The following is a 16,197-nucleotide window of genomic DNA, read 5'->3' on the forward strand; positions in this document are numbered from 1 at the left end:
AATTCTAAGGCATATAACATTATGGCGTTTGATAATCACTACTCGAAAGTGGTTAGGCTGGATCAAGCTTTGCTCTCAACCAAACAAAACCAGCTTAACCCTTTACAATATTTTCCTCATTATCAGCCGATTATATATTTACCGAGTGGTGAGATTGCTGGTTATGAAACTCTAGCTAGAACCCTCAATCATAAGCAACGGGTAAGTAGTGCCGGTGAGCTGTTCAGCGATATTCACTATAGTTTGAGCGATCGACGTGAGGTTGATCGTTCGGTGCGTAAACAAGCTTTACAACACTTTGCGCAAAGTCAGCGAGAAGGCTTTTTAACCTTGAATATCGTGCCTGACTGGGTGGATATGCTAGGTCGCGATCTTTGTAGCCCTACCATTGAAATGATTCAGCAGATTGGCATTGATCCTAGTCGGGTGATTATCGAAATCACCGAAGCTAGCGGCAATATTGATAATTTGCAACGAGTAGTCAAAGAGTACCACCGAGCAGGATTAAGGGTGGCGATTGATGACTTTGGAGCAGGGGCTTCGCAAATTGACCGAATAATTGCCTTAGAGCCAGACATTATTAAATTGGATATGCGTTTGTTTAAGGAAGCGACTAAAGGCGGCTTATCGGCTGACGTCGTATTATCAATATCTGAGCTAGTACAACGTGCTGGATGTGAGTTGATCTGCGAAGGTGTGGAAACCGAGCAAGAATTTCATTTTGGGGTGGAATGCGGTGCTAGATATATGCAAGGCTGGTTATTTTATCAGGCTCAGCCAGACTTTTTGGTGGCGCAAATGAGTCAAGCTAAGGTGAAAACCTTGCTTGGTAGTTACCTAAAGCGAAAAAGTAGTCGAACTTCCGCCACCATAAAACATAACGTTGCGGTTAAATCCAGTGTATTGGCTTTAAAACATCAACTGCAACATGGAGGCAACGCCTTAAGCTTGGAAAGGCAGTTAGCCAAGGCTGGAATTCTGCGTTACTTTTTGTGTCGTGTTGACGGTACTCAGGTCTCGCCAAACTTTGAAGTGACCAATAGCGGAATTGAAGAGGATGAACAATATATTGGTTTTAACTGGAGTTTTCGTCCTTATTTTCACGCTTTGGTGGCAATGGATACGGTGAAACCGCAACAGCTGATTTTGTCCAAAATCTATCGAGATTCTAGCAGTCAGGAAATGTGTAAGACCTTTAGCACCTACCTCAGTAAAGATCTTGTATTACTGGTAGATTGCAAAGTGGAAGATGATACTTTGTTGGTGGAGGAGTAGGCAGGCAAATGTAGATTTGCCCGCCAAGATCTTAGTTGTTTAAAGCATTTCACAAGAGACCAAGGTGACTCCTGCCGGCGAAACAGTGAAACGCTTGCGGTCCTCTACTTCGTCATAACCAATCACAGTATTATCTGGAACGACACAACCTTCGGCGATAATTGCCTTGCGAATTTTACAGTTTCTACCAACACTGGCATTGTTTAAAGCAATCACTTCTTCCAATTCTGAATGTTCTTCAATTCGTACATCTAAGGACAATAAAGAACGATGAACTTTAGCCCCGCTAACAATGACCCCCGCGCACACTAAAGAGTCGGTGGCGTAACCGCGGCGCAGTTCATCATTAAATACAAACTTGGCGCCAGGACGTTGTTTTTGGTCGGTAATGATGGGCCATTCCCGATCGTAAAGATCAAATTCTGGATTAGGGTTAACCAAGTCCATATTGGCTGCAAAATACTCATCGATGTCACCTACGTCGCGCCAGTAGGCGGTGCGTCCGGGGTGGCCTTTATCGGCGAACACATAACCAAATACTTTGCGATTTTTAATCATGTTTGGAATGACATTATGACCAAAATCGTGAGAGTAGCCGGGTTTTAACAAACCGTCACGTAGCTCTTCGTCTAGCACATCGATGTTGAATATATAAATTCCCATAGAGACTAGGGCTAAGTCAGGGTCGCTGGGATCTGATTTGGGGTGAAGCGGTTTCTCTTCAAAGTCGATAATTCGGCCTTCAGAATCTAAACCCATCACGCCAAAAGAGCGGGCTTGAGAAAGTGGTTTGCGTATACAAGCCACGGTTACATCGGCGTCATTCTCAGCATGGAAGTTGATCATCCTAGAATAGTCCATCTTGTAGATGTGATCACCACCCAAGATGAGAACCCGCTCGTAATGGTCATGATCGATAATATCGAGATTTTGGTAAACCGCGTCAGCGGTTCCTCGATACCAGTTTTCTCCAGTACGTTGTTGCGCCGGAATTATCGATACTCTTTCATTAAGTGCTGGGTTTAGAATTTGCCAGCCCGATTGCAAGTGCATGATAAGGTCATGCGCCATATATTGAGTGAGTACCCCAATATTACGTACACCGGAGTTAATACAATTTGATAAGGTGAAATCTATGATTCGATATTTCCCGCCAAAAGAGACAGCGGGCTTAGCGACTTTATTGGTAAGGTCTTTTAAGCGGGTACCTTTCCCTCCAGCCAATACTAAAGCAACGGTGCGTCTAACAAGGCGGTTACTAGAGGTGTGGGAATAGCGGTTCTCGGACATCTTATCTGTTTCCTCATGCGTAGTATCATAGCTGTGATAGCGTTTTCAAGCGAAATGTAACCGTAAGTTGTGACAGATTTGTTTTAAATCAAATATTAAGTAGCAAAAAATAATTTGTGTCATCGGCCACCTTTAATTGAATTGCTAATAAGTAAGTTATTATTTAGTTTATGAATTCATCACCAATTGTTTAAAAGTTTATATCATAAGAACGACTTGGGATTATTTTATTTAAGATATAAAAATATTAGCTTTCTATTGATTGTACTCTCAAAATGGTGAAATAACTGGTTTATCCAGTCGCGGTAAGCTCTATTTGAAGATACCGTGCTCGCGCTTCAGCTTTTTTAGTCCTTGGTTAAATTGGTCACGCAGATGCTTATTATGAAAACCTAATAGCCTAGGTGAAGCTATAAAAATAGGGTAAAGGTGACGGCTTGTTTTGCTTCGCTGGTGGCCAATTGCTGGCTTAACGATAGGTATATTTGCTTGTTCACCACAACGACTTCGACTTGAGCTCGAAATAAACGTTCAATTTACGCTTGTTGATTGGCGACCTCTGTATAGGCTTTAGCTTGCTCTGCTGCTTCGTTGAAAGTGGCTCTCAAGTATTTTGTAGCATTTTGAAATGCCATAAAGCGGTAATTAGCTAAGTCTGCAACGCTGTTTAGCTTAACTTGCCGCTCAGTTAAATTGATGGCAACGTTCTGGTAATAAATAACCGGGTCCGATAGGTAATTATCAACGCTATTATTGGGTGCATTGATAATCGCATCTACGGCGCTTTTGTTGAGCATTCGCTTGGCTATGAGGTTACAGGTGAGGCCTTGTTGATCAATTCAGAGCCAAGAATGCAGTAACCCCAAGGCGTTTTCCTCTTTATTCAGCTAGCTGACGAGCAGGCATACCTAGCCTGCTCATTTTGTTCAACGCGCACACTCCGGCCATGATTTCGCCGACTTGGGCGTTGTAACAACGTAGACTCAACTTGTCGCTAAGCAGTTGTTTGAAACGATACATCGCCGTCTCCGATAGTGAACGAAGATGGTAAGCATTGTCCCGTTTCCAGTTTTCCAACTCACCTTGCTTCAAGGCTTTTACTGCAATGTTCCGTGGGTGACCCGCTTCCCACATACCTGCATTCTTGCGTGGAGGGATTAGTGCAACAGCCTTCTTACGTTGTACTTCTTGATAGCTCTGCCGTGTGTCATAGGCACCATCAGCGCTTACTGCTTTCACTTTGCGCCGCAGCGGTCTCAACAAGGTGGGTAACACTTCGCTATCGTGAACCCAGTCCATCGAGACCTCAGCACTCACTATCTGATGGCTCTGGGCATCTACTGCCATATGCAGTTTTCGCCAGACTCGACGCTTTTCAGCGCCGTGTTTACGCACCTTCCACTCTCCTTCGCCAAACACCTTAAGACCTGTAGCATCGATAACGAGGTGAGCCGCTTGACCTTGGCTAGGTAGGCGATAGTTGACTTCAACAGTCTTTGCTCGCTTACTTATACAACTGTAATCGGGAGATTTTAAGTCGACCTTGAGCAGGCGAAACAATGAGTTGATGAAGCCTTCAAGAGCACGCAGTGGTAACTTGAATACGCCTTTAATCATCAGCGCAGTTGCGATAGCGGTGTCACTGTAAGTATGGCTGCGCCCTCGACGACCACTGCGCTCAGTGTTATTCCATAGTTCTATGGCTTTCTCATCCATCCAGAAGGTCAATGAGCCGCGTTGCTTCAGTGCACTGTTGTACAGCTTCCAATTGGTGATTTTGCCTTTCGCTTTACCCATTCTTGGTGGTCCGACGGATATCGATACTGATCAGATCCGCGACTGCTGAGTTAGTTCAATCTGATTTAGGAAACAACGCCTACAGGTGAAAATAAGGGTAGTGACTTTATACTCAATTTTATCAAAGGCTTATCGAATAATATCGAGTTGTATACCCGATTGATTTTGTCCGATGATATAAGGTTGAATGGACTTATTAGTGGCTAAGGTGATGTCTTTTGCCTGAATATTGGTTATTTGTCCTAGGTTAAGCCAGCGAGCTGCCATGTCTTGAGCAAGGGAGTTATCGCTCCAGAGCTGGTTTTTTGTAGAGTATGGCAGGTAGCGGGCTCAGTGAATAAACTAAAAAGCGGATTCCTGTTTTTTGATTGAGAGTAGTTCTTTCCAGTGCTTGACTCGCTTTGGCAACTCCGGTGAAGTTTGCTTATGACCAAGCTGGTCCCATAATTCTTGCATTGGAATGACTTGTTTGCCTTTAATGAATACTCCACGCACTAAAATACTAGCGTAGAGGGTATTGTTTGCCACAAAACGATGTTCAAAGTACCAGTATTTTTCGTCCCAACCGAGCAATTTGCTGTGCAATTCAATTCTACTCAGCGGTTTAATCGCCCTTATGTAGCTAACGGTTTGCGCATTAACCACTCCTAGCCAACCTTTTTTTAGGGTTAGCCCTGCTAGCTTAGTTTTTAGCAGCATGTCGATACGCCCTAGATCACCAAAGCTCAAATAGCGGGAATTAGTGAGGTGCATATTGGCATCACAATCAAAAGGTAGGGCGGTTAGTTTTATCATGAAGTCGCCGGTTGGAGCATAAGCCGTTTGGCCGCTAATCCAATGACGAATAAACATAAAGATTAATCGGAAATAGTGATTCATGGTTTTACTCAACAGTTGTTTTACATTTTTTTAACACTTCTGGTCGGATGAGTAAAGCCAGAAACAAAAAACTCTTCACCAAGGCTACTCATAAGATGAAGACTTCAAGCTATAAATAGCCTTAATTTAAGGATGTGTATTGATGGTTTAGCTCTCGCCTACAGTGGATAGGCGTTCATTTCTTAGCTCTATTTGTTGGTGTGATTTAGAGCTCACAATTGGGGGTTATATTAAACTTCAACCTGTTTGACTAGCTGTGTTAGGCCTTGTAGCACAGAGCTAAAAGCAATTTTTTCCATTGGTAATTGCGAAAGAGCATGCCATTGCCAGCCCGCAACGTCATCCATGGCTTTGAGTTCGGGTTTGTTAGCACAGCGGTAGATGAAGAAGCTATCGCAAGTGTGATACAACACGTCTTGATAACAGTATTGATTGGCAAAGGAGCCAAAATAAGCGAGCTGTTCAGCTTGAATACTCAAATTGAGTTCTTCTGTTAGCTCTCTGGCAAGACCTTGTTCGAGACTCTCATTATATTCAATAAAGCCTCCGGGAAGATCCCAATAGCCTTTTTTCGGTTCTATCGCTCGTTCAACCAAGAGCAATTCTTGCTGATAAATAATCAAAGCTCCCGCCGTGGAAGCGGTGTTATGAAAGTAACAAAAATCACAGTGCTGACAGCGCCATTGTTTGGGGCCATGGGCTTGTAGTTCTGGCTGGGCGCAACGGGGACAAAATTGTATCGAAGTCAGAATAAGCTCGCTTAAAGGTTGAATAGGCTGCTATTGATAGTAGCGAGCTTTGGCTTCGAAGAGAAGGGCTTAAGCTTAGTCGCTCAATATGCTTAGTGTTTGGAGGGACTTGGTGAAACTCGTAAATAGCGCCGTTACGATTTGCTGGTTTATGCTGAATTTGGCGTGGTGACTATTGGTTTATCTCGAAGTCTTCAGCTGTGAATAAAATTGGTCTTAGGTCATTTTTTAGTAAACATTGCTCGCTTATACTGCTTTTAATTTGACCGCTATTTACTCTTAGGGATGCTTAATGAAGCCGCTGTTAAAACCCCAATGTCCTAACTTTTCCTCGGGTCCTTGTGCTAAACGACCGGGTTATCAGCTCAACCAGCTTGAACAACACAGCCTAGGGCGGTCTCATCGTAGCCAAGTTGGTAAAGCTCAACTGGCTGAAGCAATTAGATTAAGCGAGCAAATTTTACAGTTACCACAGGGGTACAAGCTTGGCATTGTTCCAGGGTCCGATACGGGGGCGATGGAAATGGCTATGTGGTCTTTATTAGGTCCTAAACCGGTAGACATTTTTAGTTGGGAATCGTTTGGTAAAGGCTGGTTCTTAGATGTCAGTGAACAACTTAAGTTAGCCGAAGTACATCATTACCACAGTGAGTACGGCTTGCTACCCGATTTTAGTCAAGCTAACCCTGAGCATGATTGTATTTTTACTTGGAATGGTACTACCTCCGGTGTGGCACTGGCCAACGCGGATTGGATCAGTAGTCAGCGCAGTGGCTTAACCCTGTGTGACGCCACCTCTGCGGTGTTTGCCATGCCCTTAGATTGGCAAAAGTTAGATGTTGTTACCTACAGCTGGCAGAAAGTGTTGGGTGGGGAAGGCGCTCATGGCGTGATTATTCTTAGTCCTCGCGCTGTAGCAAGATTAGAAAGTTATCAACCCTGTTGGCCCATGCCAAAAATTTTTAGACTAACCCAAGGAGGGAAGCTCATTGAAGGGATATTCAAAGGCGAAACGATTAACACGCCGTCGATGTTATGTGTGGCGGACTATATCGATGCCCTCCGCTGGCTTGAATCGTTGGGCGGGCTCTCCGCGAGCATCAATCGTTCACGGCAGAATCTTCAAGTCATTAGCCAATTTGTAAGCGCTCATCCTTGGATAGCGTTTTTGGCTCAGCAGCCTGAAACTATTTCCAATACCAGTGTGTGTTTAACGCTCGAAGCCACAGCAGAGCAGGTGGAGACGATTATTGGCTTATTGGAGCAACAACAAGTGGCTTACGATATCGGTGCTTACCGAGATGCACCAGCCGGCTTGCGCATCTGGTGTGGGGCAACCGTTGAGCAAGAGGACCTACGCCGCTTGCTGACATGGTTAACTTGGGCTTACCAGCAAGTATGTGGCAAGTGATGAGCACCGTTTTGGCTGCTTGAGCTGCTAGTCTTTATTTTCGCGCATCAGCGGCGTTGGTGCGCCGTTTACTTGTGCTTAACTCCCGCCCAAAGAGGGCTTGCCATTGGCATAGGGTTCGTCTTGTTGATGCAGCCTTGAGAGGTTTAGGGTTTGTGCTGTTGCTTGCGAATTTCTCGATTTTGTAATTTGCTTAACTTAAAGCTGGGGAAACGCAGGTCGAGTTCTATCGCCAGTATTCGCAAAATAAAGGCCGCGCCACTTGAGATTAAGATGTTGGGTAATTCACTCACGCCAAAAAGGTCTAAGACAACATAGCTTAGGCTACCGAGTAAGCAGGCTGTCACGTAGATCTCTGGTTCAAAGATAACCAGTTTAGTTTGCAGCATCTGGTCACGAATCGCCGAGCCGAGAGTGGAGGTCATCACTCCCATTAAGATGGCGACTAAAGGCGCCATTTCATAACTCAAGGCTTTACCTGTGCCTAACACCGCAAACAAGGCAATTCCCGCAGCATCCATCCATAATAATATACGGTCAATTTTGATTACCCAGTGGGCAAAAAAGTAAGTCATAACCGAGGCGACAATACATATACTAAGGTAGCTGGTGTCAGCTATCCAAAATACTTGGGTACCGAGCAACAAATCACGAATGGTTCCTCCGCCTATCCCGGTTACGATGCCAACGAACACAAAAGCCAAAATGTCTAATTCCTTTTTAGCCGCAGTGAGAGCGCCAGTAAGGGCGAAGACAAACACAGCGATTAGGCCAAACTGATAGAGTGCGGTGTGAAAATCGAGGTTAAATGTCATGTTCGTTTAAGATAGGTGGAAAGCAAATCGCATTATAGTGCAATAAGCAGAAGCAATGAAAAGCAAGAATTATAAAACTCCCACAAACAGCAGCAAAAAGCTCAACAAGCCCTAGTTAAATTAATCCTAGTAGTGCTGCTTTTACCGTGGCTGCGGTTTTATTGACTACGTCTAGTTTACGCATAGCCTGACTAATATGAAAATTAACTGTTCGAGTAGTGATGCCTAAAATTAACGCAATTTCTTCTGCGGTTTTTCCATCGGCGGTCCATTTAAGCATTTCTAGTTCGCGTAGACTTAGCTCTGGCATATCAAATTTCTCAGCACATATTCTTGAGGCCAAGCCATGGTGAGCGACTTGAGTCAGCCATAATAGTTGGTAGCGATAGCGAGCTAGCTCGTTGGGGCCGAGCATTTCCGATGAACGCGCAAGGGTGAGCATACCAATGGTACCATTGGCTTGACGAGAGGATTGCGCCCAACCATATTCCAAACCAAATGAGCGAGCATCTTCCATCAGTTCTGGTGTTCTAGCAAAAACTTGGTCGCTCCAAACAATAGGCAGTTGTGAGCTTAAGCCATGATGCACTGTAGGGTCAATTTGCAGGTAGTTTTTTTCTTGGTAAGCCTGCTGCCATGGTGTGGGGTAGTTATTTAGCATCTCGGTGCGTGGTGCAGACAATGGATAGGGCATACGGAGCCCATAGGCACAAAAGTTAAAACCTAAAGCGCTGGTGATTTTTGATAGTTCAGCAAAAAAATCTTCGCTCGAACCTTTAGTTTCTAATAAGCAGAACTGTTCTTCTAACCACGCTTCCATGTGCTAGCTATAACTTCCTTGATATATGCCATTTAGCCATATAAATGCAATGACTGATTAACTAGCAGTATAACGCAACTGTCAATGTTGACAATTGATGGAGGGCAAGCCTGATGCTTTGATGAGGTAGAGTTCAAAAAAAAAATAAACATAATTATGAATATGTGGGTAAATAGAAAAACTATTTTAGATCCAGCAAGCTACACGGTTACTCCGGATTACGATGGCTTAGTCAGATTATCTTATGAGCAACTTAGCGTGCTCGATTTTAAGCACATTATTTCTGGCTTAGATAAAATCAATCCCGCGCAGGAAGCATTGAGTCTGCAGCAATACGGTGGATATACCGAGTGGCTATTTGAAAACATATGCGCCATCACGCTGGGTTGGGATTGGCATTGGACATGGCGTGATGGTCGTATGCAGTGCCAAGTAAAAGGTTTCCCTCGAAGTAACATTCAATTACAAGAAGAGGGCTTTGATGTGAGCCCTAAAAGAAACGATCAACTGCTGTTACAGTTGATCGGTAATATGAATTGGCAACCTACTACCAGCGCGGCCATTTTAGAACGCTATCAAGAATCGCCAATGAACATTGGTTAATCAAGATCAATGTAGCAGGCAAATAGGGCGTAACCATTAATTACCTTAGGTGGGCCTGCCCGGTGATGGCGGAAGCCGGCGTGGCGTAACATGCGCTCTATGCCAAGTGGTGATACTGAAACAAGCCGTTTGGCGCCGTGTTTTTTAGCACATTCGATGGCGGCATTTAATAGCGATAAGGCTTGTTTCGACATTAGCTGAGTAGGTGCTTCTTGATGGTTGTCAAAGTCTACAGCGGCAAAACGAGAAAGCTCCCAAATATCGGATTGTTTAGGGCAGGGCAAACCGTTGAGTAGTTCTGGAAATACCTCTTCCAGCAAATAAGGTTGAGTAGTGGGGAGCAGTCGGGCACAGCCGCAAATGTGCTCATGTTGATTTTTAGCCACGACATAAATAGTGTCTTGATGATCAAATTGGTCTTGCTCTATGCCTTCGGGAGTATCTAGCTCCCAACCCAGCATTTCGACAAAGACTTGATGGCGATAGTGATTTAGGTGTTGAAAGGTAGTGGCTGAAAGTTGTTCTGCAACGCCGTCGATGAAGTCCATAAGCATCTCTCCCTAGGTGGTGATGCTATGAGTACAATCCAGCCTGCGCATTTTTTAAACTGTTAACTCTAACAGCTAGTAAATACTAAATTTATCTCCTATGGTGTTGTTTTTATTGATTTTTTGTTATTTAGTTGTGTCTTTGTTCTGTTGTTATCGCTAAAGATAAAGCCTTTTAAATTCAATTAACTAACTATTGTTTTTATATTACTTAATAAATGTTGCCTACATTTTTCCACTAGCGCATTGGGAAATTGTCGGTAGTCTGGATAAGGGGCATAAATACGATTGGCTACAGTAAAAAAGTGTTTTTTAGTCTCTTGTGAGAAAGCATTTATTAGATTTGGCTCAAACTGTGGCCAATTTTTCTTACCGGCAATGAGGTGCCATTGGGTATTTTTTACCAGCTGAGTGCCTAAATTAATTTGCTGTTCTAGTAATAGCTGCTGTTGTAAATATTCCCGCCAGTCGTCATTTGGCGCGGTCAATTTGGCGAAGATCGTCAGTATTTTTCGCCAATTATTGTTGTTGTGGGCCAAAATCGACTGGCACAACTGGGTTTTAGGTACGTCGCTTAGTGCTGCTCCTAACTCTGGCACATCGGTATTAAGGTATAACACCACTCTTGGAGTAGCACTGCCGATTATCATACTTAGCTTTTCCTTATCTCTGTATTAACTCGCGCCTTGCAGGGGCTTAAGTCTGTCATTTAACTGCCACAAAACTGTTGCTCGTTTGTCATGTTTTACTCCTAGCCTTTGAGCGAAAACAGGGAGAGAACGATGATTTCAGCTCAGCAGCTGCTTGACCAACATTACCCAAGCCTAGCACGGCATCCTCGCCGGTATAACTTGGCAAAGTGGTTTTTTTCTAAGATTTTATTTGAAGATAGGTTTCAAGCCTTTGCCGAAAAACACCCGCATTTAACCGGTGTCGCTTTTATTGAACAGGTATTTGCTGAACTCAATATTAGTTATCGAGTGAGTCAAAACGAACGCGAGCGAATTCCCAGTGAAGGACGGGTGGTAATTGTGGCCAATCACCCGATTGGTTCCATTGACGGTCTCGCACTACTGCATTTGGTTAGCCAAGTGCGTAAAGACGTAAAAATAGTCGCTAATGAGCTACTATCAGCCATTCACCCCTTAGGTGAATTGTTACTGCCGGTGGATAATATGCGAGGGAATAGTCAACGTAAGCAGCTAAATGCGATTAAAGCGCTACTGGAGCAGGAAGGCGCGGTGATTATCTTTCCGGCGGGGGAAGTCTCTCGCTTAAAAGGTTTAAAGGTCCAAGATGGCAAGTGGAGTAAGGGCTTCGTGAGCATCGCCAAAAAGACCCATACCCCTTTGCTGCCGGTTTACGTTAAGGCGAAAAACAGTAAGTTGTTTTATTTAAGCTCTCTTCTGTATCGCCCTTTGTCTACGCTACTGTTAGTTAAGGAGCTGTTCTACCACAAAAACAAGGTGTTTTCGATGGTGGTGGGGGAGCAAATTCCAGTTAAAAGTTTTGCCTTCAGTGGTCTCGACCGAGCCACCCAAGCACAGCTAATTAAGAAACATTTATACCGTATTGGTAGAAATAAGAAGGGTTTATTTAAGACAGAAGCGGCGATTGCTCACCCCGAGCAGCGTCTTGAGCTAAAGAAGGCTGTTGAACAGTTAGAGGATTTAGGCGAAACGCCTGACGGTAAGAAAATCTGCCTATGTTATGGCAATTCTCAGCCGGTGATTTTGTCAGAGCTAGGTCGCTTGCGAGAACTCGCGTTTCGCGCGGTGGGAGAAGGTACCGGGCGGCGTAGTGATACTGATAAGTATGATCGCCACTATATGCATCTTATCTTATGGGATAGTGAGCTACTGGAAATCGCCGGAGCCTACCGTTTTGCTGATACTCAAGACTTAATTGAACGCCACGGTATTAGTGCTTTGTATAGCCATACTTTGTTTGACTACAAATTGAAAGATTGTGAATTTTTGAAGTCGGGCATTGAGCTTGGGCGTAGTTTTGTTCAGCCCAAATATTGGGGTAAACGTAGTTTAGATTACTTATGGTTGGGCATTGGCGCCTTTTTAGCTCGTCATCCACAATACCGTTACTTATTCGGACCGGTCAGCATTAGTGTGGCTATGCCTGAAGCTGGCAGGGATCTGCTCATTGATTTTTATCGTCGTTATTTTCCGCCAGCAAAGCCTTATGCGCGCTCTCGTCAGCCTTATCAACTCAATCGCAGTTCTAAGGATGCTGGCTTCGTTAGCTTTAGTGGTGAGGATTACAAGAGTGACTTTGCTTCGCTAAAAAGTGCTTTAGCTTCTATGGGCAGTGCTGTTCCGACTTTGTATAAACAATATACTGAGCTGTGTGATGCTGGTGGAGTACAATTTATTGATTTTAACGTGGATCCTGATTTTAATCAGTGTATTGACGGCTTGGTACTGGTGGATCTACAGCAGCTAAAAGCAAAGAAAAAGGCACGCTATATTGACGCCCACCTAAGTTCGTCGGAATTGCACTAAGGGGGCGAAATACCCCCTTAGTTTTACATTTATTTTCTTTTTAGCATCATCACCAAGGCGACTACAGCCAGTACCATTGGGTACCAAGCGCTACTCACCACCATTAAGGGGCTAAGCGCAAATAGAGAGCCTAGTAACAAGGCTTGTGCACCATAAGGTATGAGGCCTTGGATAACACAGGCAAATATATCCATTATGCTGGCACTACGAGCCGCTGAAATAGCATTTTCTTGAGCAAGTTGTTTGGTTAAGTCACCGGCCAATAAAATCGCTACGGTGTTATTAGCTACCGCCAGGTTACTTAGAGCGGTAATAAGCGCTATGCCAATTTGTGCAGTAAAACTCTTATAGTTGGCTTGGTTTACCCAGCTGTTAACTCTTTGTTGGATGAAGCTTAGCCCGCCTTGATGGCGCATTAAGGCGCTTAAGCCCCCGATAAATAGCGATAATAGAAAGATTTCTTGCATACCGGTAAAGCCCGCATAAATGTCATTGGCAAAGCTTAATGCACTGTACTCGCTGCTAAGCATGGCGGTGACCCCAGCGAGTATGATTCCACTGAATAGCACCACAAATACATTCACGCCAACCACTGCCATTAGCAAAATAACTAAATAAGGCAGTGCACTTAGTGGCTGTTCGATTGTAAGCGGCTCAATTGGAGCACTGTCATTAGCGACAAACAATAACACGATGGTAATAAAGGCCGCTGGAAGGGCTATGCCTAGGTTTTGCTTAAACTTATCTTTCATCGCACAGCCTTGAGTGCGGGTCGCGGCAATCGTGGTATCGGAGATAATTGAAAGGTTATCACCAAACATCGCGCCGCCTAGCACTGCACCCGCCATATATACAGGGTCAATGTTGGCAGCTTGGGCAATGCCTAAGGCGATAGGGGCAACAGCTGCAATGGTGCCCATTGAGGTTCCCATTGCGGTGGCAATCAAACCGGAAACAATAAAAATACCGGGTAACAGAAACCAAGAAGGGACGCCATTAAGCGCTAAAGCGACCACGGCCTCGGCTCCGCCGCTGGCCTTAGCGACGCTGCTAAATGCCCCTGCTAAGAGGTAAATTAAGCACATGGTGATGATGTTGTGGTTTGCCATTCCACCCACCAACTGCTCAATGCTGTGATTCAATTTGTCCTTGCTTAGTATCAGCGCTAATACAACAGCTGGAATAATGGCAATGGGGGCGGGCAGCTGATAGAAGGCAAACTCGACACCTTGCCAATGTAAATAGCTACCTACACCAATAAACAGGCTTAAAAACAGAACTATTGGCGTAAGCGCTAGGGCTGAAGCTGGTGCTTCAACGGTTTTTTTCGAAGACATTGGAATAATACTCTAGTGAATAATATCGGCCTAGTGTAATGATTTATAGAGCTCTGTCAATCTAGATGGCTAAACGTCTTTACTTCTTATTGTCTTGACTTGATAAAATAGCGTATGGCTACTGTTGCCTGTAATAAATTCGTCATAAAAAAGCAATATGGTTGCGCCTAGTTTGATGTTCAATGGGTTTATAAGGGGGTTCTCCGTTTTTACTCATTGCGCTAGGCCATGGAGATCTTATGCGAGTTTCACGATTCTCGAGAGTGTCGGCTTTTGCTTTATTTACAGTAAGCGCCGTATTAATTATTGCCCTGTATTTTTCATTGGAAAAAATATCGACTTCAAATCAGCAGTTACAACGATATCAAGCTTTAAAGTTTCAGTTTAATAGCCAGTTAGTGGCCAAGGTCAACAGCTATCTCAATACCGGTAATGCGATTGCACTCAGCGACGCTGAGAGCCTGTTACAGGACTTGGTTGAACAAGCTCAACAGCAGCAACTAACGAGCTTGTCGTCAATGTTGGCTGCTTTATTGGAAGCGTTGCAACAGCGTTATTTAGCTTTAGGTAAACTTAGTGGTAATGAGCAAGCCCTACTGCTCAATGCTGAAAGAGAAATGCTAGCTTGGGCTGATAGCACGGTAGATTATGGCCTCAAGGCGAGTGCTGGCGATGCTTATATTCGCCAAGGTAGCGAGCTGATGAATGGATTGATTCATTTGTCTATGCAGCGTAATCGCTATTTTGCTCATCCCAGCGAAGAGGCTCAAGCTGCTTACGACAACGCCTATAGTCAAATTCGTTCTAGTATTGAACAGATTAACAGTTTGCCTTTGCTGGGAGTGATGAGTGAAGTAGAAATAGATGAATTTGCGTTGGGGGACCCAGAAGAAGCGGTTGATTTGGCTGAAGAACTGAAAAGTGAGTTATCCAGTTTAAGTCAGCGTTATCCAAGAGAGCTTAAATCGACGCATAGTCTGATTGAGCAACGCCTCGCACTGCGAGAGGCTTTAAGCCAAGATATAGATAAGCTCACTCAACAAGTGGCCGAAGCCGAGCAAGGCGTAGTGAAAGACCGCGAACGAGTGATGAAAAATGTACAACTTAGTTTGTATACAGTAGCGGGGCTGATCGTTTTATTAGCGATACTAATGCAGATTATTATGCAAACTACGGTGCTAAAACCGCTACGAGAGTTGCGTAATAGTTTTGCTTTATTGGTGGAAAATGCCAGTATTCAGCAGTTAAAAGTACGCCGTAAGCATACCGAAATTGGTGAAATTGCCACTTTCTTTAATCAGCTGTTAGATAAACAAGAAGCGCATGACGCGCTAAGAAATCAGCAACTATCGGTGGTGTCTAGCTCTTTAGATTCGGTATCACAGCAGGTCAGAGAAATATATCAAACCTCAGAACAAACCGATCAGCAGGTGAGTGAATCACAAACGCTGATGGAGCAACTGGCCCATCTTACTCAGCAATTAAACCAAATTTCTTCTGATGTTGAACATAACGCTAACGCCACTCAAGAGGCGATGAATGAATCGCAGCAAAATGTTGAGCAAGTGATCAGTGCCAGTAAAAGAACCAGTGATGCGGTAGTTGAAGGAAGAGGCTCACTCGCCACCCTAGTTAAAGCTGTAGTTGATGTTAGCGCTATCTTAGATGTCATTCGCGGCATTGCCGAGCAAACTAACTTATTGGCCTTAAATGCTGCTATTGAATCGGCTCGGGCTGGAGAGCATGGCAGAGGTTTTGCGGTGGTGGCAGATGAAGTGCGAACCTTATCGATGCGCACGCAAACGTCATTAGAAGAGATCACCACCATCTTGAATCAGTTAAAGCAATCCTCTAGTAGCTTGGAAAGCAATATCGGTGGTATCGAAGAGGCCAGTGAGTATCAGCAGCAAATTTCTTCAAAATTAATGCAAACCACTCATTGGGTAAGAGAGCAAGCTCAAACCTCAGTTGCGGTAGCGCATCAAGCCAGTGAATATATCCGCGAGCAAAGTCATCATGTGGGTAGTTTTAATTCAAAAATGACTACGGTAAAAACCCAAGTAGAATCGGCTCACCAATTGGCCAGAAACATTGAGGCGAATGTTCATCAACAAGTGACCACCATTGTGAATGCTTTAAAACCCGCCTAAATCGATA

Annotated in this window: 15 protein-coding genes; 5 read left to right on the forward strand and 10 right to left on the reverse strand. The window is 44.2% G+C overall.

The genetic code is table 11. From position 1 onward, the window contains the following. Window positions 1-21: 21 nt before the first annotated feature. Entirely contained in the window at window positions 22-1,275 is a 1,254-nt protein-coding gene (locus AR383_RS19535) for an EAL domain-containing protein (protein ID WP_055734643.1), read from the forward strand. A gap of 39 nt (window positions 1,276-1,314) precedes the next feature. Here the strand turns inward: AR383_RS19535 and glgC are convergent, their stop codons facing one another. The 5 genes from glgC to AR383_RS19560 form a co-directional block, all read right to left on the reverse strand. Continuing rightward, window positions 1,315-2,565, reverse strand: coding sequence for a glucose-1-phosphate adenylyltransferase (gene glgC, locus AR383_RS19540; protein WP_055734644.1), 1,251 nt, complete (start codon window positions 2,563-2,565; stop codon window positions 1,315-1,317). 536 nt (window positions 2,566-3,101) lie between these two features. Then, a complete protein-coding gene (locus AR383_RS19545) occupies window positions 3,102-3,362 on the reverse strand; it encodes a hypothetical protein (protein ID WP_055734645.1) in 261 nt (86 codons plus the stop codon). 82 nt (window positions 3,363-3,444) lie between these two features. Then, the gene (locus tag AR383_RS19550; RefSeq protein WP_055734646.1) at window positions 3,445-4,362 is read right to left on the reverse strand and encodes an IS5 family transposase; all 918 of its coding nucleotides are present in this window, start codon (window positions 4,360-4,362) and stop codon (window positions 3,445-3,447) included. Window positions 4,363-4,704: 342 nt separating this feature from the next. Beyond that, a complete protein-coding gene (locus AR383_RS19555) occupies window positions 4,705-5,241 on the reverse strand; it encodes a thioesterase family protein (RefSeq protein ID WP_083481707.1) in 537 nt (178 codons plus the stop codon). Window positions 5,242-5,471: 230 nt separating this feature from the next. Continuing rightward, entirely contained in the window at window positions 5,472-5,864 is a 393-nt protein-coding gene (locus AR383_RS19560; protein WP_055734648.1) for an NUDIX hydrolase, read from the reverse strand. Window positions 5,865-6,282: 418 nt separating this feature from the next. Here AR383_RS19560 and AR383_RS19565 point away from each other — a divergent pair, with 418 nt between their 5' ends. Further along, window positions 6,283-7,401: a phosphoserine transaminase gene (locus AR383_RS19565; RefSeq protein WP_055734649.1), complete on the forward strand. Its 1,119-nt coding sequence runs from the start codon at window positions 6,283-6,285 to the stop codon at window positions 7,399-7,401. Between the two features lie 146 nt (window positions 7,402-7,547). On the opposite strand, the gene AR383_RS19570 is transcribed toward AR383_RS19565, so the two are convergent. Then, window positions 7,548-8,216 carry a trimeric intracellular cation channel family protein gene (locus AR383_RS19570; RefSeq protein ID WP_055734650.1) on the reverse strand — a complete coding sequence of 223 codons (669 nt, stop codon included), beginning with the start codon at window positions 8,214-8,216 and terminating at the stop codon, window positions 7,548-7,550. 115 nt (window positions 8,217-8,331) lie between these two features. Next, the gene (locus AR383_RS19575) at window positions 8,332-9,036 is read right to left on the reverse strand and encodes a LuxR family transcriptional regulator (protein WP_055734651.1); all 705 of its coding nucleotides are present in this window, start codon (window positions 9,034-9,036) and stop codon (window positions 8,332-8,334) included. 156 nt (window positions 9,037-9,192) lie between these two features. Here AR383_RS19575 and AR383_RS19580 point away from each other — a divergent pair, with 156 nt between their 5' ends. Continuing rightward, on the forward strand, window positions 9,193-9,639 hold the full coding sequence (locus AR383_RS19580; protein ID WP_083481709.1) for a DUF4902 domain-containing protein: 447 nt from the start codon (window positions 9,193-9,195) through the stop codon (window positions 9,637-9,639). Here AR383_RS19580 and AR383_RS19585 read toward each other — a convergent pair. Together AR383_RS19585 and AR383_RS19590 are read right to left on the reverse strand one after the other, a co-directional pair. Beyond that, window positions 9,636-10,187 carry an acyl-homoserine-lactone synthase gene (locus AR383_RS19585; RefSeq protein ID WP_055734653.1) on the reverse strand — a complete coding sequence of 184 codons (552 nt, stop codon included), beginning with the start codon at window positions 10,185-10,187 and terminating at the stop codon, window positions 9,636-9,638. The two genes, AR383_RS19580 and AR383_RS19585, sit on opposite strands and share 4 nt — an antisense overlap. A 185-nt stretch (window positions 10,188-10,372) precedes the next feature. Continuing rightward, window positions 10,373-10,837, reverse strand: a complete 465-nt coding sequence (locus AR383_RS19590) for a DUF6942 family protein (RefSeq protein ID WP_055734654.1) — start codon at window positions 10,835-10,837, stop codon at window positions 10,373-10,375. 132 nt (window positions 10,838-10,969) lie between these two features. Here AR383_RS19590 and olsF point away from each other — a divergent pair, with 132 nt between their 5' ends. Then, a complete protein-coding gene (olsF, locus tag AR383_RS19595) occupies window positions 10,970-12,703 on the forward strand; it encodes a bifunctional ornithine lipid synthase OlsF (RefSeq protein ID WP_055734655.1) in 1,734 nt (577 codons plus the stop codon). 29 nt (window positions 12,704-12,732) lie between these two features. Here olsF and AR383_RS19600 read toward each other — a convergent pair whose 3' ends face one another. Continuing rightward, window positions 12,733-14,040: a Na+/H+ antiporter NhaC family protein gene (locus AR383_RS19600; protein ID WP_055734656.1), complete on the reverse strand. Its 1,308-nt coding sequence runs from the start codon at window positions 14,038-14,040 to the stop codon at window positions 12,733-12,735. A gap of 239 nt (window positions 14,041-14,279) precedes the next feature. Here AR383_RS19600 and AR383_RS19605 point away from each other — a divergent pair, with 239 nt between their 5' ends. Next, entirely contained in the window at window positions 14,280-16,190 is a 1,911-nt protein-coding gene (locus AR383_RS19605) for a methyl-accepting chemotaxis protein (RefSeq protein WP_083481710.1), read from the forward strand. The last annotated feature ends 7 nt before the right edge of the window (window positions 16,191-16,197 follow it).

The sequence above is a fragment of the Agarivorans gilvus genome, assembly GCF_001420915.1.
GTDB lineage: Bacteria > Pseudomonadota > Gammaproteobacteria > Enterobacterales > Celerinatantimonadaceae > Agarivorans > Agarivorans gilvus.